Origin of the sequence: Streptomyces sp. NPDC086766 (assembly GCF_044746005.1) — a bacterium.
Lineage (GTDB): Bacteria > Actinomycetota > Actinomycetes > Streptomycetales > Streptomycetaceae > Streptomyces.
Genome location: NZ_JBIVBI010000002.1, coordinates 378487 through 394292, shown reverse-complemented (window position 1 = coordinate 394292; position 15806 = coordinate 378487). Strand labels below are relative to the sequence as shown.

Here is a 15806-nt window from a genome sequence, read left to right as displayed (position 1 = left end):
GGTCGTTACGCTTCTGCCATGACTAGCGAGCTGCTCGACCAGGCCCTCGTCGAGGAGGCCACCAAGAAGTCCGGCCTCATCTGGGTCCGGGGTCCCGGCGCCCCGGCGCGTGCCCTGTGGCACGTCTGGTACGAGGGCGCGGCCTGCCTGGTCGGCGACGGGCCCGGCGAGCAGCCGCTGCCGGGGCTGGCGGACGGGGCGGCGGCCGAGGTGACGGTGCGCAGCAAGGACAAGGGCGGACGGCTGGTCACCTGGTCCGCGCGGGTCGCGGAACTGGCGCCGGACTCCCCGGCGTGGGAGGCGACGGTGGCCGAGCTGAAGGGCAAGCGGCTGAACGCGTCCGACGGCGAGGCCATGCCGCGGCGGTGGGCCCGGGAGTGCCGGGTGGTCCGCCTGGAGCCCACGGGGACGACGGCCGCACTGCCCGACGGCGCGCTGGCCGAGCCGCCGCTGCCGACGCCCGCCACGACCCGGCGGCCGGCCCCCGCGGGGCTGCCGCGGCTGCTGCTGAGGAAGCGCGGCCGGAAGTAGGTCCGCCGGGCGGGACCGCGGGCGCCGCCGCTTCAGGAGGTGGGGAGCTGCCGGCCGTAGTCGACCGTGTCCTCCTGCTTCGGCCGGCTGAGGGGGAAGTCCTTGCCCCAGTCCGTGAAGCCCAGGGTGCCCGCGCCGCCCGCGCGCACCAGACGGATGGGGTACGGCCTGCCCTCCAGGGAGACGTCCAGGGTGCCGCCGGAGCCCTTGTCGCCGGTGATGCGGATGGTGCGGACGCCGGACTGCTCGTGGTGGCCGTCCGTCGCCAGCGTGCCGTGCAGCGTCAGCAGACCGTCGAGGAGGACGTCCTTGTCCGTGAAGCCGACGAAGCGCTTGTACGAGGGGTCGCCCTGGGGCACCTTCACGTACTTGCCGTCGAGCTTGTCCGCGGTCCCGGAGCCCTTGCCGCCGCCGTCGGCCTTGTTCCAGAACCCGGCGTTCGCCTTCAGGTACAGCCGGTCCCCGATCCGCAGCAGCCCGAGGGCCACCCCCTGCGAGGTGACCGTGCCGGCGGCGCCGTCGGACCGCAGCCGCATGTCGATCCGGTAGGTACGGTGGTTGCTGACGACGTTCCCGGACAGGTGCACGGTGCCGGCGGCGTCGGCGGCCGCGCGGGTCCTGGTCTGAATCTTGGCGGGCGGCAGTTTGCCGACCCCGTTCGTGCCCGCGTCGGGGTCGTCCGCGGCGCACCCCGTCAGCCCCGTCGTCCCCGTCACGACCAGCGCGCACAGCGCGCTCAGCAGCGCGGCCCGGCGGGTTCGGGCCCGGGGAATCGCAGTCACAGGTGGGGCTGCCTTTCTGACGGACGTCCTGAGCGGCACAGGCAGCGTACCGGGGCGGGCGGCGGCCCACGGAGCCAGTCCTTCCGGACCCTCACCAGGGCGTATCCGAACGGTACGGGCTAGCCTGAAGCCCACCTGAGCGGGCATTTGGGAAATGCGACCCAGCAGACTCACGGAACCACAGCACGCACCACGGAGCACGCAAAGGAGGCGCGGTCATGGCAGCGGCCGCCCCCAAGATCTTCGTCTCGCACCTCGCCGGTGTCGCCGTCTTCGATCCGACGGGCGACCAGGTGGGGCGCGTGCGCGATCTGGTCGTCATGCTGCGCGTCGGGCGCCGGCCGCCCCGCCTGCTCGGGCTGGTCGTCGAACTCGCCACCCGGCGCCGTATCTTCCTGCCCATGACGCGGGTGACGAGCGTCGAGTCCGGCCAGGTCATCACCACGGGCGTGCTCAACGTCCGGCGCTTCGAGCAGCGGCCCACCGAGCGGCTGATCTTCGGCGAACTGTTCGACCGGCGGGTGCGGCTGGTGGAGACCGGCGAGGAGGTCACCGTCCTGGACGTGTCGGTGCAGCAGCTGCCCGCCCGCCGGGACTGGGAGATCGACCGTGTGTTCGTGCGCAAGGGGAAGAAGGGCGGCGCGTTCCGGCGTGCCAAGGGCGAGACGCTGACGGTGGAGTGGTCCGCGGTCACCGGCTTCTCCCTGGAGGAGCACGGACAGGGCGCGGAGAACCTGCTCGCCACCTTCGAGCAGCTGCGCCCCGCCGACCTCGCCAACGTGCTGCACCACCTCTCCCCCAAGCGCCGCTCCGAGGTCGCCGCCGCCCTCGACGACGACCGGCTCGCGGACGTCCTTGAGGAGCTGCCGGAGGACGACCAGATCGAGATCCTCGGCAAGCTCCAGGAGGAGCGCGCCGCCGACGTGCTGGAGGCCATGGACCCCGACGACGCGGCCGACCTCCTCTCGGAGCTGCCCGAGGAGGACAAGGAGCGCCTGCTGAGCCTGATGCAGCCCTCCGACGCGGCCGACATGCGCCGGCTGATGTCGTACGAGGAGCACACGGCCGGCGGTCTGATGACGACGGAGCCGATCGTGCTGCGCCCGGACGCGACCGTCGCCGACGCCCTGGCCCGCGTCCGCAACCCCGACCTCTCCCCCGCGCTCGCCGCCCAGGTCTACGTGTGCCGCCCGCCGGACGAGACGCCGACCGGCAAGTACCTGGGCACGGTGCACTTCCAGCGCCTGCTGCGCGACCCGCCGTACACCCTGGTCAGCTCGCTGGTGGACCAGGACCTGCAGCCGCTGGCCCCCGACGCGGCCCTGCCGGTCGTCGCCGGGTTCTTCGCGACGTACGACATGGTCGCGGCGCCCGTCGTGGACGAGTCGGGATCGCTGCTGGGCGTGGTGACCGTGGACGACGTCCTGGACCACATGCTGCCCGACGACTGGCGGGAGACGGAGTTCCACCTGGACGAGGGGGCGGCCGCCCATGGCTCCTGAGCGTGAGAGCGGCCGCGAGCGGCATCCGGCGGGCGCCACGGCCGCCACCCGGCCGCGGACCTCCCGGCTCGACCAGCCGGGCCCGCGCCGGCGCAGGCTGCTGCCCGAGTACGACCCGGAGGCCTTCGGGCGGCTGTCGGAGCGCATCGCGCGCTTCCTGGGCACCGGGCGGTTCATCGTCTGGATGACGGTCGTGATCATCGCGTGGCTGACGTGGAACGTGACCGCGCCGAGCCATCTGCGCTTCGACCCGTACCCGTTCATCTTCCTGACGCTGATGCTGTCCCTGCAGGCCTCCTACGCGGCGCCGCTGATCCTGCTGGCGCAGAACCGGCAGGACGACCGGGACCGGGTCAACCTGGAGCAGGACCGCAAGCAGAACGAGCGGTCGATCGCGGACACCGAGTACCTGACCCGGGAGATCGCCGCGCTGCGCATGGGCCTCGGCGAGGTGGCCACCCGCGACTGGATCCGCTCCGAACTGCAGGACCTCGTCAAGGAGCTGGAGGAGCTCAGGGTCGACGGGCACCGCGAGGGCGTATTCCCGGCGGATCACCCGGCCCGGCGTGACATGGACGACCGCTGACGGGGGTCCCGGGCCCGCGGCGGCGCGCCGTACCATCGTCCTTATGGCTACGGAAGACGCGGTGCGCGAAGCGCTGGCGACGGTGAACGACCCCGAGATCCACCGACCCATCACCGAGCTCGGGATGGTCAAATCCGTGGAGATCGGCGCGGACGGAGCGGTCGCGGTCACCGTGTACCTGACGGTCTCCGGCTGCCCGATGCGCGACACGATCACCCAGCGGGTGACCGAGGCCGTCTCGCGGGTCGAGGGCGTCACCCGCGTCGACGTCACGCTCGACGTGATGAGCGACGAGCAGCGCCGCGAGCTGGCGGCCGCCCTGCGCGGCGGCCAGGCCGAGCGCGAGGTCCCCTTCGCCAAGCCGGGCAGCCTGACCCGGGTGTACGCGGTCGCCTCCGGCAAGGGCGGCGTCGGCAAGTCGTCGGTGACGGTGAACCTGGCGGCGGCGATGGCGGCGGACGGCCTGAAGGTCGGTGTCGTGGACGCCGACATCTACGGCCACAGCGTGCCCCGCATGCTGGGCGCCGAGGGGCGTCCCACCCAGGTCGAGAACATGATCATGCCGCCGTCCGCGAACGGCGTGAAGGTCATCTCCATCGGCATGTTCACCCCGGGCAACGCGCCGGTGGTCTGGCGCGGCCCGATGCTGCACCGCGCGCTCCAGCAGTTCCTGGCCGACGTGTACTGGGGCGACCTGGACGTCCTGCTCCTCGACCTGCCGCCGGGCACGGGCGACATCGCCATCTCGGTCGCGCAGCTCGTGCCGAACGCCGAGATCCTGGTCGTGACGACCCCTCAGCAGGCGGCGGCCGAGGTGGCCGAGCGGGCGGGCTCGATCGCCGTGCAGACCCACCAGAAGATCGTCGGCGTGGTCGAGAACATGTCCGGCCTGCCCTGCCCGCACTGCGACGAGATGGTCGACGTCTTCGGCACCGGCGGCGGCCAGGTGGTGGCGGACGGCCTGACCCGCACGACGGGCGCGACGGTCCCCGTCCTCGGTTCCATCCCGATCGACGTCCGGCTGCGCGAGGGCGGCGACGACGGCCGGCCGGTCGTGCTGACCGACCCCGACTCCCCGGCGGGCTCCGCGCTGCGGGCGATCGCGGGGAAGCTGGGCGGCCGCCAGCGCGGCCTGTCGGGCCTCTCGCTGGGGATCACCCCGAAGAACAAGTTCTAGCGGCCCGGACGGCCGGACTCCCGCCCGCCGCGGGCCGGCCGTCCGGAGCCTGCACCCGGCACAGCGCGAGGGCGCCGTCCTGACCCGGACGGCGCCCTCGCCGTATGCCCGCCGTGCTCACCGTGCTCTCCGTGGCTAGGCGTACGCCGCGATGTCCTTGACGACGGCGAAGCCGAGGCCGTACGCGCTCATGCCGCGGCCGTACGCGCCGACGTGGACGCCCTGCGAGGTCGTTCCGGCGAGCACCCAGCCGAACTCGGACTCGCGGTAGTGGAAGGGGGCCGGGACGCCGTCCACGGGGAGGGAGAGCGTCGACCAGGCCGGTCCCGCCAGGTCGTCCGCCAGCACCCAGGCCGTCTCCGTCTGCTGCTCCAGCCAGTCGTCCCGCAGGCTGTGGTCCATCTGGCCGGGCCAGGTGAAGGACAGCAGCCCCACGCCGGCGAGCCAGGCCGCCGAGGAGACCGACGTGGCCTCCAGCAGCCCCGTGCCGTCCGCGCTGCGCCGCACCGGGTTGGCGGCGACGGTCACCACGACCGCGAACTTCTCCTTGGGGTCGTCCGGGGAGCCGGACACGTACTCGTTGCGTACGGAGGGCTCGTCGCCGTGCCCGATCGAACCGTGTTCCACGGAACCGTCGGCCGAGGTACCCACCTGCATCAGCCAGCGCGGCCCCGTGAACGCCTCGTCGAGGCCGTACCACGGGAAGGGCGCCAGCAGGTAGCCGTCGACCGTGCGCCGGGCGGAGGGGGCCTGTTGTCCGTCCTCCGCGGCCGGCGCCTGCGCGACCGCCCTACTTGTCGTCTCCATGTGCCCGGACGCCTCCTCGTTCTCGTCGGACCGGGGCGGCCCGCCCCCCTTCGGGCGTACTCGTCCGGTCCGCACAACGACTCGGCAGCATATCGACCTCGCTTCCGGCGACGTGGAAACCGCCCGGCGCGTAGGTCGCTCGGACGACGAATTCCGGCCGCGTGGGGCATGCGCGCGCTATGAAACGCGTCACGTACGGGGGCCGCACACGCCTCTCAGGTCACGTCCGTGCCGGAACTCAGGTCGCGTCCGCGTCGAACGGCGGGCGCGTGTCGTGGCCGGAATCCTCGGGCTTCTTCGTCATGTCCACGCTGCCGCCGGAGGCGCCCGGGCCGGAGGAGGAGTCGGACTCGCGGCTGTGCACCGCGTCCGTGACCTCGGCCATCTCCTTCTTCAGGTCGAAGCCGTTGCGGATCTCCTTCAGCCCGAGGTCCTCGTTCTCGAGCTGCTTGCGGAGGAACGTCTTGGGGTTCAGGTCCTCGAACTCGAAGTCCTTGAACTCCGGGCCCATCTCGTTGCGGATGTCCTGCTTGGCGCTCTCGGAGAACTCGCGGATCTTCCGGATCGTGCGCATCACGTCCTGGACGACCTTCGGGAGCTTGTCAGGACCGAACACGAGCACCGCCAGGACGACGAGTGTCACCAGCTCGAGCGGTCCTACGTCATTGAACACCTGAAGCTCCTTGCGAGTGTCCTCGGTCCTCGGCCCTCCGGTGGTCCTGCGCGTCTTCCGTGGCCCGGGCCGCGTCCACGGTACCCGGCACGCATGTCCGACCGGTACCGTCCCGCGATGTCCGAGTGTGCGTACACGACGGGTTTTCCTGCTTGTTTGCCGTGCTTGGCGGTCGGTTGGGACCGCGTTGGCGAGGTCCGTGTCACCCGCTGTGCGCCGACCCCAGTACGAGGGAGACCTTCCGCTCCTTCCCGTCGTGTTCGACGGTCAGCGCCAGGCGGTCGCCGGGGCGGTGGGCGCGGGTCTTGACGATCAGTTCCTCGCCCGAGTGGACGGGCCGGCCGTCGACCTCGGTGATCACGTCGCCGGGCCTGATGCCGGCCCGGGCGCCGGGGCCGCCGGGGGTGACCGCGGAACCGCCGTCGCGGCCCTTGGCGCCGACCCGGGCGCCGTCGCCGGTCCAGTTCATGTCGAGGGTCACGCCGATCACCGGGTGGGTGGCCCGGCCGGTGTTGATCAGTTCCTCGGCCACGCGCTTGGCCTGGTTGATCGGGATGGCGAAGCCCAGCCCGATGGAGCCCGCCTGGCCGGTCTGCAGGTCCGAGCCGTTGTCGGCGGAGCGGATCGCGGAGTTGATGCCGACGACCCGGGCCCGGGAGTCCAGGAGGGGGCCGCCGGAGTTGCCGGGGTTGATCGGGGCGTCGGTCTGCAGGGCGTCCACGTAGGACATGTCACTGCCGTCGCCCTTCTCGCCGCCGGCCGTGATGGGCCGCTCCTTGGCGCTGATGATCCCGGACGTCACGGTGTTGGCGAGGTCGAACGGGGCGCCGATGGCGACGACCGGGTCGCCCACCCGGACGTTGTCGGAGTTGCCCAGCGGCATGGGGGTCAGGCCGCGCACCCCGCGGACCTGCACGACCGCGAGGTCGTAGCCGGAGTCCCGGCCGATGATCCTGGCCCGGGCGGTCTGGCCGCCGCTGAACGTCACCGATATGTCGCCGCCGTCCGCCGCGGGCTCGACGACGTGGTTGTTGGTGAGGATGTGACCGAGGCCGTCGAGCACGAAGCCGGTGCCGGTGCCCTGCTCCTCGGAGCCGGAGACATGGAGGGTCACCACGCTGGGCAGGGCGTGGGCGGCGATCCCGGCCACGCTGTCCGGGGCCCGCCCGACGGGTTCCTTGCCGGCCTGCGGCAGTTCCACGGCCCCCACTCCGCCGTTGCGCTCGATGTACGCGCCCGCGAGCCCGCCGAGCATCCCGGACACGAGCGCCAGCGCCACGGCCGCCCCGGCGAGCCGCCGCCGGACCCGCCCACGCCGCTGCTCCGGCGTGGGGACCGCGGCCCCGCTGTGCTGGAGGGGGACGGCGGGGAGGGGTTCGGCGGCCCAGGGGTCGTAGCGCTGCCAGGGGTCGGAGGGGGGTGGGGTGGTGTTGGGGGGTGGGGCGGTGTTGTTGGGGGCCGGGTGCGGGTTCGGGGCCGGGTGGGCGTTCGGGTTCGCGGGTGCGGTGCCGGGGACGGTGGTGAGGTCGGTGTGGGGGGCGGGAGGCGTCGTCGGGGCCGGCGCGCCGAGCTGGTCCGGGGCCGTGTGGACGGGCGCGGACGGGGCGTTCGGGAGGGACGCAGGCTGCTCCGGCGGGGCGGGCGGCAGGGCGGCTCCAGGGGCCGCGGAGCGCGCGATGGCGGCCGCACCGTGGGCGGAGGTCACCGCGGGGTGCTGCACCGGCGGGGCGGGCGCCCACGGTCCGGGTTCGCCGTACGGCGGGGTGCCGTACGGGTCGGGGTCGTGCAGGGGCTGGGGCCGCCGGGCCGACTGAGGCTGCCCCGCGAGCCGAGGCCGCTCGGCGGGCTCGGGCGCGTCGGCAAGCTGGGTTGCTTCGGCGAGCTCGGGCCCGTCGGCGAGCTCGGGCCGCTCAGCCGACTGAGGCTGCCCCGCTTGCCGGCCGGCGGGCCCGGGGCGGTCGGCCGACTCGGGCCGCTCGGCCGATTGAGGCTGCCCCACCAGCTGAGACCGCTCGGCGGGCTCAGGCCGGTCGGTCGGCCGGGGCCGCTCCGCGGGGCGCGCCAGCTCGAAGTCGCCCTCGCCGCCGTCAGCGGCCGTCGACGCCGTGCCGGGCTGCCGGGACCCGGCCTCCTCCTCGGTGGCGGTGTCGGCCGCCACCGCTCCGGCCGTGAGGCCTCCCGCGGGTCGCGCCAGCTCGTAGTCGCCGTCGGCCTCCGCGCCGGGCCGGACCCCGGCACCGGTCTCTTCGATGGACGCCCCGGGCACCGTGCCCTCGGCGGAGACATCCGGGACCTCCGGCGCGGTGCCCTCGGCGGAGACATCCGGGGTGGAAGCCGCACCCGGCACGGCAGCCGGCGCCGGCGCCGGAGGCGGTACCGCGTCAGCGGCCCTGCCCGGCGCCGGCATGGTCGCCGGTGCGGGCACGGACTCGGGTGCCGGCACGAGTTCCGGCCCCTGCGCCGGTTCGGCGCCCTGGGCCGTCTCCTGGGCGGGGACCACCGGTCGGTTCCTGTTCCACCACTTGGGGCGGGTGGACTTGGTGGGCTTCCCCTCGTTCATGTTCTCCCCACAGCTGGCCGCGGCACGGCTCGTAGGCGTGGCCGTGCGTCGTCGACTCCGCGCCCGTCGAGTGTCATGGGCGCGACCACCCAGGATTCAACCAGGTTCGCGGGCCCCCGCGCAGAGGCCGGTGGGTGCTCCGGTCAGTGGGCCGGGTGCGAGGGGGCGGAGGGAGGGGGCGTCGTGCCGGGGGCGGGTGCGGCGAGGAGGCCGGGGGTGCGGAGCTGCGGGGGGCCGCCCCAGGAGGTCAGGGACACCGGCTGGGTCGCGCCGAGCGGACGTATCAACGGGGACATGACCGCGGCGCCGGCGACCAACGGCGTGGTCAGCGTGTGCAGGGCGTCCTGCACCTGCCCGGTGCCGGGCTGCGCCCCCGGCAGCAGCGGGGCGGAGAGACTGGTCGGCTGTGCGGAGGCCGCCTCGCCGGCCCGCTGCCCCTGCGTCAGCAGCGGTCCGGTGGACGAGCGGCGGCGCTGGGTCTCCGCGCCGGTGGCCGCTCCCGTGCCCGCGGGGCGCGCCGGAGTGACGTTGCTGCCGGATCCGGAGCCGCCGCGTGCCTCCGCGGCCCGGTCGACCGGTGCGCCGATGGTGACGCCGCCCAGCGCGACCGCGGCCAGCGAGACCGCCCCGGCGGCGACGAACGCGAACCGCAGCCCGCGCGAGGCCGGCCGGTCGGTGTCGGGGCGGCCGACCGGGTGGACGCGGAAGCCCTGGTCGTGCGCGGGGCCGGAGGCGTGCGGACGGGCGGGGACGTAGCCGAACTCGAACGGCTCCTCCCGCCCCACCTTGAACACCCCGGTGCGCCCGGTCAGGCCGCCGGGGAAGGCGCCCCCGCCCAGCGGCCCGCCGCCGTCCGGGTCACCTCCCCCGGGCAGGCCCTGGAGGCGGGCCAGCAGGCTCGCGGAGGGGGGCGGTGGGGCCGCCTCCGCGAAGACGTTCTTCAGCCGGCGCTGCGCGTCGACCTCCGTCCTGCACTTCGCGCAGGTGGCCAGGTGCGCCAGGACACGCTCGCGCGTCTCATGACCGAGCTCGCCGTCGACCAGGGCGGAGAGCCGGTCTCCCAGATGCTGTTCCGCGAGCCGCCTGGCGGCGGACTCGGGTCGTGATCCACTCACGCGGTCGCGCCCCCTCCTCCCAGCGCGGGAACACGGGGCACGAAGGAGCGGCGCTCGGCCCGGGCCTGGGGCGAGCGGTGCGCGAGGGCCTTGCGCAGCTGCGAACGGCCGCGGTGGATCCGAGAGCGGACGGTGCCGAGCTTGACGCCCAGGGTCGCGGCGATCTCCTCGTACGACAGTCCCTCGATGTCGCAGAGGACCACCGCGGCGCGGAACTCCGGGGCGAGGGTGTCGAGGGCCTGCTGCACGTCGGCGTCGAAGTGCGCGTCGTTGAACAGCTGCTGCGGGGTGGGTTCCCTGCTGGCCAGCCGCTCCGCCGCGTCCTCGCCGAGGGCGTCGAACCGGATGCGCTGCTTGCGGCGGACCATGTCCAGGAAGAGGTTCGTCGTGATGCGGTGCAGCCAGCCCTCGAAGGTGCCCGGCGTGTAGGTCGACAGGGAGCGGAAGACGCGGACGAAGACCTCCTGGGTGAGGTCCTCGGCGTCGTGCTGGTTGCCCGTGAGGCGGTAGGCCAGGCGGTAGACGCGGCCGCTGTGGGTGCTGACGATCTCCTCCCAGGTGGGCGGAGTCCACGCCTGCCCGTCCGCGTCGGTGGAGAAGGTCGCGGTCTGGGCGCGGTCGGCGGCGTGGCTGGGGTCAGCAGCGGTGTCGTTCACGGATTTCGGCCTGCCCGCCGATCCGAGGAAGCGCCGAAGCACTCCTCCCCGATCCACAGGTGCAGCCGCACCTCCCCTGTCGGCTCTGGTGGTGTCCAGTGGAGCCCCTACCATAGCCACCTCGCCCGTTAGCTCCGGATAAGCGGTTTTACGGGAAATTGATACGCGCCCGCACGCCTCATCCGGCTGCGTCAGCACTTGCTCGGCGCCCCGATCCATCCCGTACCCCCCGTCGCGTACCCCGCCTGTGTCACACCCCTATAAACGACCGGTCCCATCTGCGGGTTCCCGACACCAACGGATACAGTCACGCCCAGGCAACCATGGGGACAGGAGACGGTCATTACCGGCAACCGGCAGACGAGCTGGGCGTTCGCCGACGCCTATGTCGCCGAGGACGAGGCGCTGCTCTGGGCCCGTGACCGGGCCCGTGAGGCGGGGCTGCGCTCGGTGTCGCCCGGCACGGGCGCCGCGCTGCGGTTGCTCGCCGCCACCGTGGACGCCAAGGCGGTGGCGGAGATCGGTACCGGTACCGGCGTCTCCGGGATCCACCTGCTGCACGGCATGAGGCCGGACGGGGTGCTGACCACGGTCGACCCGGAGCCGGAGCACCAGCAGTTCGCCCGCCAGGCGTTCCGGGCGGCCGGCTTCGCCAGCAACCGGGCCCGCTTCATCCCCGGCCGGGCGCTGGACGTGCTGCCCCGGCTCGCGGACTCCGGTTACGACCTGGTCTTCTGCGACGGCGACCGGCAGGAGTTCCTCGACTACCTCGCTGAATCGTTGCGCCTGCTGCGCCCGGGCGGCCTCGTGGTCTTCGAGGGCATCTTCGCGCACGGGCGGACGGTGGACTCCGGACCGCAGCCGACGGAGGTGCTGCGGCTGCGCGAGCTGCTGCGCACGGTGCGCGAGAGCCAGGACCTGGTGCCGTCGCTGCTGCCGGTGGGCGACGGCCTGCTGTGCGCGGTCAAGCGCTGAGCCGCCGGAAGCACCGCCGGAACCCGGAACCGCAAGGGCCACCACGGCCGCCGTCCGGCACCCGACCCGAAGCGTCGCCGGGAAGACCGGGACCACCGGGAACGCCCCGGAAAAAACCCGCCCCGGCACCACATGCGGTACCGGGGCAGGTGAAGGGGTATGGTCGCTTCCGCGTCAGCCGACGACCTTCTTGAGGGCGTCGCCGAGCGCGTCGGCCTCGTCAGGGGTCAGCTCGACGACGAGCCGACCGCCGCCTTCGAGCGGAACGCGCATGACGATGCCCCGCCCCTCCTTGGTCACCTCGAGCGGGCCATCGCCCGTCCGCGGCTTCATGGCCGCCATGCTCGTTCCCCTTCCTGAAACCCGCTCATCGTCAGCCGACGGCCCCATGAAGGGCACGCGCAGCCCGTGCAGGACACGCGTCACCGGCGTCGAACACATTGCTTCCAGGCCATTATCCCGCATCTCAGGACCCGATGACCAACATCAGTCGGCATCGCTTGGGCAACGCGCGCGAGCAAAACCACTCAATTCGGGGATGTGACTGCAATACTGTGCGCCCCCACGGACGTCCGCCGCCCGAAAACCGGCCGGCTTTCTTTGACGCAGGTCACACGTCCACTCCGGTCGCGCGCGGGTGATCTCCGCCATGCTGTCCTTCAGACGAAGGACGTACCGATCGGTACGTCCCATCCGCGAAACCGGAGGGGATGTCCCATGGCCGACACCGTGCTCTACGAGGTGAGCGACGGGCTCGCGACGATCACGCTGAACCGCCCCGAGGCGATGAACGCGCTGAACGTCGCGACCAAGGTCGCCCTCCGGGAGGCGGTCCAGTCCGCGGCGACCGACGACGCCGTGCGCGCGGTGCTGCTGACCGCCGCCGGGGACCGGGCGTTCTGCGTGGGCCAGGACCTCAAGGAGCACATCGGGCTGCTGGTGGCCGACCGGGAGACCGGGTCGGGGCAGACGATGAGCACCGTGCGGGAGCACTACAACCCGATCGTGCGGGCGCTGGCGGCGGCCCCGAAGCCGGTGGTCGCCGCGGTGAACGGCGTCGCGGCCGGGGCGGGGTTCGGCTTCGCGCTGGCGGCGGACTACCGGATCGTCGCGGACGGCGCGGCCTTCAACACCTCGTTCGCCAAGGTGGCGCTCACCGCCGACTCCGGCATCTCCTGGACCCTGCCGCGGGTCGTCGGGCCGGGCCGGGCCACCGACCTGCTGCTGTTCCCGCGCAGCATCAGCGCCCAGGACGCGCTGGAGCTGGGGATCGCCAACCGGGTGGTGCCGGCGGCGGAGCTGCGCGCCGAGGCGGAGAAGACGGCGCGGGCGCTGGCGGAGGGGCCGACGGTGGCGTACGCGGCGCTCAAGGAGTCGGTGGCCTACGGGCTGACCCACTCCCTGGAGGAGGCGCTGGAGAAGGAGGACGAGCTCCAGACGCGGGCGGGGTCCTCGGAGGACCACGCGATCGCGGTGCAGGCGTTCGTGAACAAGGAGCGGCCGAAGTACCTGGGCCGCTGACGCCTGAGCAGCGGGCCCGCCGCTGGACGGCGCGTTCAGGGGCGGGCCCGGGCCCGCCGCTCAGGGGCGGCGCGTTCAGGGGCGGCGCGCCACGCACTCCGCCAGGTGGTCGTCGACCAGGCCGCACGCCTGCATCAGGGCGTACGCCGTCGTCGGGCCGACGAAGCGCAGGCCCCGCTTCTTCAGGGCCTTGGAGAGGGCCGTGGACTCCGGGGTGACGGCGGGGACGTCGGCGAGGGTCTTCGGCACGGTGCGGCCGGCCGGGTCGGGGGCGTGGGACCAGATCAGCGCGTCCAGCTCGCCGGGGGACCACTCGGCGAGGACGCGCGCGTTGGCCAGGGTCGCGTCGATCTTGGCGCGGTTGCGGATGATGCCGGTGTCGGCGAGCAGGCGCTCGCGGTCGGCGTCGCCGAAGGCGGCCACCGCGCTGATCCCGAAGCCGGCGAAGGCGGCCCGGAAGCCGGGGCGGCGGCGCAGGATGGTGATCCAGGACAGGCCGGACTGGAACGCCTCCAGGCTGAGACGTTCGTAGAGGGCGTCGTCGCCGTGGACCGGACGGCCCCACTCCTCGTCGTGGTACGCGACGTACTCCGCGGCGGACAGCGCCCAGGGGCAGCGCGGCGCGCCGTCCGGGCCCGCGACGGCGGCGCCGGCGGTCACTGCTGCCGCTCCTCGTGCGCGGACTTGTCCAGGCGGGCGTGGGCCGCGGCGGCCTGGGCGCCGGCCAGCGCGGACTCCAGGTCGGCGATGCGGGCGTCGCGCTCGGCGATCTCGGCGGCGAGGCGGCCGAGGGCGTCGTCGACGTCCGCCATGCGGTAGCCGCGGGGGGCGAGCGGGAAGCGAAGGTTCTCCACATCGGCGCGGTGGACCGGACGGTCCGGCGGCAGCGGGTCCCGGAGCCGCTCGGGCGCCGCCTCCGGCAGCGGTCCGGTGCCCTCGCCGCCGCCCACCACCGCGAGGGTCACCGCGGCGACCACGACGGCGAGCGCGACGACCAGGAACAAGAACATAACCATCGCTGGGTCCCCACGGTCGGTGCCGGCGCGCTGGGCGCCGGCGCGGAAGTCTCTGAGCGGAATGTGTCAGGGTCCGATCGTGCCATGCGACGCTGACGGTTAGGGTCGCAGGCGGCCGAAGACCAGGACGTACGAGGAGAGGTCACAGGGGATGCTCAGGCTGGGCAGGCGTGAATTCGGCGCGCACGAGCCGGTGATCATGGCGATCGTGAACCGGACCCCCGACTCCTTCTACGACCAGGGGGCGACGTTCCGCGACGAGCCGGCCCTCGCGCGCGTGGAGCAGGCGGTGGCCGAGGGCGCCGCGATCATCGACATCGGCGGGGTCAAGGCCGGACCGGGGGAAGAGGTGACCCCCGAGGAGGAGGCGCGCCGGACGGTCGGGTTCGTCGCGGAGGTGCGGCGGCGCTTCCCGGACGTGGTCATCAGCGTGGACACCTGGCGGGCGGAGGTCGGCGAGGCGGTCTGCGAGGCGGGCGCGGACCTGCTGAACGACGCGTGGGGCGGGGTGGATCCCGGGCTCGCCGAGGTCGCGGCCCGGTATCGGGCCGGACTGGTGTGCACGCACGCGGGCGGCGCCGAGCCGCGGACCCGGCCGCACCGGGTGGCGTACGACGACGTCATGGCCGACATCCTGGAGGTGACGGTGGGGCTGGCCGAGCGGGCGGTCGCGCTGGGGGTGCCGCGGGAGTCGGTGCTGATCGATCCCGGGCACGACTTCGGGAAGAGCACCCGGCACAGCCTGGAGGCGACGCGGCGGCTGGACGAGATGGTGGCGACGGGCTGGCCGGTGCTGGTGTCGCTGTCCAACAAGGACTTCGTCGGGGAGACGCTGGACAAGCCGGTCAAGGAGCGGGTCGTCGGGACGCTGGCGACGACGGCGGTATCGGCCTGGCTGGGCGCCCAGGTGTACCGGGTGCACGAGGTGGCCGAGACCCGGCAGGTGCTGGACATGGTGGCGGCCATCGCGGGCCACCGCGACCCCGCGGTGGCCCGGCGCGGGCTGGCGTAGCGGGGCCCTCCCGGGCGCCCGCCGCGCCGGCCGCGCGGGACCGGTGCACGCGCGGGACGAAGCCTGCTAGCGGCCCGCCTCCTTCGACACCAGGGCGACGGCCTCCTCCACGTCGTCCGTGACGTGGAAGAGGGTCAAATCGGCCTGCGCGGCCTTGCCCTGCGCGATCAGGGTGTTCTCCAGCCAGTCCACCAGGCCGCCCCAGTAGGCGCTGCCGAACAGGACGATCGGGAAGCGGGTGACCTTCTGGGTCTGGACGAGGGTGAGGGCCTCGAAGAGCTCGTCGAGGGTGCCCAGGCCACCGGGCAGCACCACGAACCCCTGCGCGTACTTGACGAACATCATCTTGCGCACGAAGAAGTAGCGGAAGTTCAGGCCGATGTCGACGTAGGGGTTCAGTCCCTGTTCGAAGGGGAGCTCGATGCCCAGGCCCACCGAGGTGCCGCCGGCCTCGCAGGCGCCCTTGTTCGCCGCCTCCATCGCGCCCGGTCCGCCGCCCGTGATCACCGCGAAGCCCGCCTCGACCAGGCCCCGGCCCAGACGCACCCCGGCGTCGTACTCCGGCGAGTCCACCGGGGTGCGGGCCGAGCCGAACACACTGATGGCGGGCGGCAGTTCGGCGAGCGTGCCGAAGCCCTCGATGAACTCCGACTGGATGCGCAGGACGCGCCAGGGGTCCGTGTGCACCCAGTCCGTGGGAGCCCGCTCGTCCAGCAGCCGCTGGTCCGTGGTGCTCGCCTGGACCTGTCCCCTCCGCCGGAGGACCGGTCCCAGCCGCTGCTCCTCCGGTGGCCGTCGCCTGCCCTCGGGGTTGCCGGTAGCCATGTGCGCTCCCTCCGCTTGCCGTGTTTCCACCTCAGCGTAGATCTACGCGGGTTACCGGCGGGGGACCT

At 73.5% G+C, this 15806-nt stretch carries 17 protein-coding genes; 7 read left to right on the top strand and 10 right to left on the bottom strand.

Features of this window, described 5'->3' with window-relative positions:
• Nucleotides 1-18 precede the first annotated feature (18 nt).
• Nucleotides 19-531, top strand: a complete 513-nt coding sequence (locus ACIPM1_RS04925; RefSeq protein WP_402428989.1) for a hypothetical protein — start codon at nucleotides 19-21, stop codon at nucleotides 529-531.
• A gap of 32 nt (nucleotides 532-563) precedes the next feature.
• Here ACIPM1_RS04925 and ACIPM1_RS04920 read toward each other — a convergent pair whose 3' ends face one another.
• A complete protein-coding gene (locus tag ACIPM1_RS04920) occupies nucleotides 564-1313 on the bottom strand; it encodes a hypothetical protein (RefSeq protein ID WP_402428986.1) in 750 nt (249 codons plus the stop codon).
• 218 nt (nucleotides 1314-1531) lie between these two features.
• On the opposite strand from ACIPM1_RS04920, the gene ACIPM1_RS04915 reads away from it, so the two are divergent.
• Genes ACIPM1_RS04915 through ACIPM1_RS04905 form a run of 3 tightly spaced genes read left to right on the top strand, consistent with a single transcriptional unit; the run spans nucleotide 1532 to nucleotide 4578 of the window.
• Entirely contained in the window at nucleotides 1532-2815 is a 1284-nt protein-coding gene (locus ACIPM1_RS04915; protein WP_402428983.1) for a magnesium transporter MgtE N-terminal domain-containing protein, read from the top strand.
• Nucleotides 2805-3401 carry a DUF1003 domain-containing protein gene (locus ACIPM1_RS04910; RefSeq protein ID WP_402428980.1) on the top strand — a complete coding sequence of 199 codons (597 nt, stop codon included), beginning with the start codon at nucleotides 2805-2807 and terminating at the stop codon, nucleotides 3399-3401. The genes ACIPM1_RS04915 and ACIPM1_RS04910 overlap by 11 nt, the downstream gene beginning before the upstream one ends.
• 43 nt (nucleotides 3402-3444) lie before the next feature.
• On the top strand, nucleotides 3445-4578 hold the full coding sequence (locus tag ACIPM1_RS04905; protein ID WP_356185796.1) for an Mrp/NBP35 family ATP-binding protein: 1134 nt from the start codon (nucleotides 3445-3447) through the stop codon (nucleotides 4576-4578).
• Between the two features lie 135 nt (nucleotides 4579-4713).
• Here ACIPM1_RS04905 and ACIPM1_RS04900 read toward each other — a convergent pair whose 3' ends face one another.
• The 5 genes from ACIPM1_RS04900 to sigE all read right to left on the bottom strand — a co-directional run bounded on the left by ACIPM1_RS04900 (nucleotide 4714) and on the right by sigE (nucleotide 10431).
• Complete coding sequence (locus ACIPM1_RS04900) at nucleotides 4714-5385, bottom strand: hypothetical protein (RefSeq protein WP_402428977.1); 672 nt, start codon at nucleotides 5383-5385, stop codon at nucleotides 4714-4716.
• A 238-nt stretch (nucleotides 5386-5623) separates the two neighbouring features.
• On the bottom strand, nucleotides 5624-6058 hold the full coding sequence (locus tag ACIPM1_RS04895) for a sec-independent translocase (protein WP_402428974.1): 435 nt from the start codon (nucleotides 6056-6058) through the stop codon (nucleotides 5624-5626).
• 202 nt (nucleotides 6059-6260) lie between these two features.
• Nucleotides 6261-8465: a trypsin-like peptidase domain-containing protein gene (locus ACIPM1_RS04890; RefSeq protein ID WP_402429418.1), complete on the bottom strand. Its 2205-nt coding sequence runs from the start codon at nucleotides 8463-8465 to the stop codon at nucleotides 6261-6263.
• A gap of 296 nt (nucleotides 8466-8761) precedes the next feature.
• Nucleotides 8762-9733 (bottom strand): zf-HC2 domain-containing protein, encoded by a 972-nt coding sequence (locus ACIPM1_RS04885; protein WP_402428971.1) that lies wholly within the window; start codon nucleotides 9731-9733, stop codon nucleotides 8762-8764.
• On the bottom strand, nucleotides 9730-10431 hold the full coding sequence (gene sigE / locus ACIPM1_RS04880) for an RNA polymerase sigma factor SigE (RefSeq protein ID WP_356185785.1): 702 nt from the start codon (nucleotides 10429-10431) through the stop codon (nucleotides 9730-9732). Before sigE ends, ACIPM1_RS04885 begins: the two co-directional genes overlap by 4 nt.
• Before the next feature lie 234 nt (nucleotides 10432-10665).
• Between sigE and ACIPM1_RS04875 the strand changes: the two genes are divergently transcribed.
• Nucleotides 10666-11364: an O-methyltransferase gene (locus tag ACIPM1_RS04875; RefSeq protein ID WP_356186124.1), complete on the top strand. Its 699-nt coding sequence runs from the start codon at nucleotides 10666-10668 to the stop codon at nucleotides 11362-11364.
• Nucleotides 11365-11538: 174 nt separating this feature from the next.
• Here ACIPM1_RS04875 and ACIPM1_RS04870 read toward each other — a convergent pair whose 3' ends face one another.
• Nucleotides 11539-11706: a DUF3117 domain-containing protein gene (locus ACIPM1_RS04870; RefSeq protein WP_003966491.1), complete on the bottom strand. Its 168-nt coding sequence runs from the start codon at nucleotides 11704-11706 to the stop codon at nucleotides 11539-11541.
• Between the two features lie 375 nt (nucleotides 11707-12081).
• Here ACIPM1_RS04870 and ACIPM1_RS04865 point away from each other — a divergent pair, with 375 nt between their 5' ends.
• Nucleotides 12082-12885: an enoyl-CoA hydratase/isomerase family protein gene (locus tag ACIPM1_RS04865; RefSeq protein ID WP_402428966.1), complete on the top strand. Its 804-nt coding sequence runs from the start codon at nucleotides 12082-12084 to the stop codon at nucleotides 12883-12885.
• Nucleotides 12886-12960: 75 nt separating this feature from the next.
• On the opposite strand, the gene ACIPM1_RS04860 is transcribed toward ACIPM1_RS04865, so the two are convergent.
• Entirely contained in the window at nucleotides 12961-13545 is a 585-nt protein-coding gene (locus ACIPM1_RS04860; RefSeq protein WP_356195342.1) for a DNA-3-methyladenine glycosylase I, read from the bottom strand.
• On the bottom strand, nucleotides 13542-13901 hold the full coding sequence (locus ACIPM1_RS04855; RefSeq protein ID WP_402428963.1) for a DivIVA domain-containing protein: 360 nt from the start codon (nucleotides 13899-13901) through the stop codon (nucleotides 13542-13544). The genes ACIPM1_RS04860 and ACIPM1_RS04855 overlap by 4 nt, the downstream gene beginning before the upstream one ends.
• A gap of 151 nt (nucleotides 13902-14052) precedes the next feature.
• Between ACIPM1_RS04855 and folP the strand changes: the two genes are divergently transcribed.
• The gene (gene folP, locus ACIPM1_RS04850) at nucleotides 14053-14913 is read left to right on the top strand and encodes a dihydropteroate synthase (protein WP_402428960.1); all 861 of its coding nucleotides are present in this window, start codon (nucleotides 14053-14055) and stop codon (nucleotides 14911-14913) included.
• Nucleotides 14914-14979: 66 nt separating this feature from the next.
• Here the strand turns inward: folP and ACIPM1_RS04845 are convergent, their stop codons facing one another.
• Nucleotides 14980-15738, bottom strand: coding sequence for a TIGR00730 family Rossman fold protein (locus ACIPM1_RS04845; protein ID WP_356195333.1), 759 nt, complete (start codon nucleotides 15736-15738; stop codon nucleotides 14980-14982).
• Nucleotides 15739-15806 lie beyond the last annotated feature (68 nt).

Bases quoted from the DNA above. Each gene is read 5' to 3' on its own strand.
- ACIPM1_RS04925 (WP_402428989.1), top strand. From the start codon at position 19: ATGACTAGCGAGCTGCTCGACCAGGCCCTCGTCGAGGAGGCCACCAAG.
- ACIPM1_RS04915 (WP_402428983.1), top strand. From the start codon at position 1,532: ATGGCAGCGGCCGCCCCCAAGATCTTCGTCTCGCACCTCGCCGGTGTC.
- ACIPM1_RS04910 (WP_402428980.1), top strand. From the start codon at position 2,805: ATGGCTCCTGAGCGTGAGAGCGGCCGCGAGCGGCATCCGGCGGGCGCC.
- ACIPM1_RS04905 (WP_356185796.1), top strand. From the start codon at position 3,445: ATGGCTACGGAAGACGCGGTGCGCGAAGCGCTGGCGACGGTGAACGAC.
- ACIPM1_RS04900 (WP_402428977.1), bottom strand. From the start codon at position 5,385: ATGGAGACGACAAGTAGGGCGGTCGCGCAGGCGCCGGCCGCGGAGGAC.
- ACIPM1_RS04890 (WP_402429418.1), bottom strand. From the start codon at position 8,465: ATGCCGGCGCCGGGCAGGGCCGCTGACGCGGTACCGCCTCCGGCGCCG.
- ACIPM1_RS04870 (WP_003966491.1), bottom strand. From the start codon at position 11,706: ATGGCGGCCATGAAGCCGCGGACGGGCGATGGCCCGCTCGAGGTGACC.
- ACIPM1_RS04865 (WP_402428966.1), top strand. From the start codon at position 12,082: ATGGCCGACACCGTGCTCTACGAGGTGAGCGACGGGCTCGCGACGATC.
- ACIPM1_RS04855 (WP_402428963.1), bottom strand. From the start codon at position 13,901: ATGGTTATGTTCTTGTTCCTGGTCGTCGCGCTCGCCGTCGTGGTCGCC.
- folP (WP_402428960.1), top strand. From the start codon at position 14,053: ATGCTCAGGCTGGGCAGGCGTGAATTCGGCGCGCACGAGCCGGTGATC.
- ACIPM1_RS04845 (WP_356195333.1), bottom strand. From the start codon at position 15,738: ATGGCTACCGGCAACCCCGAGGGCAGGCGACGGCCACCGGAGGAGCAG.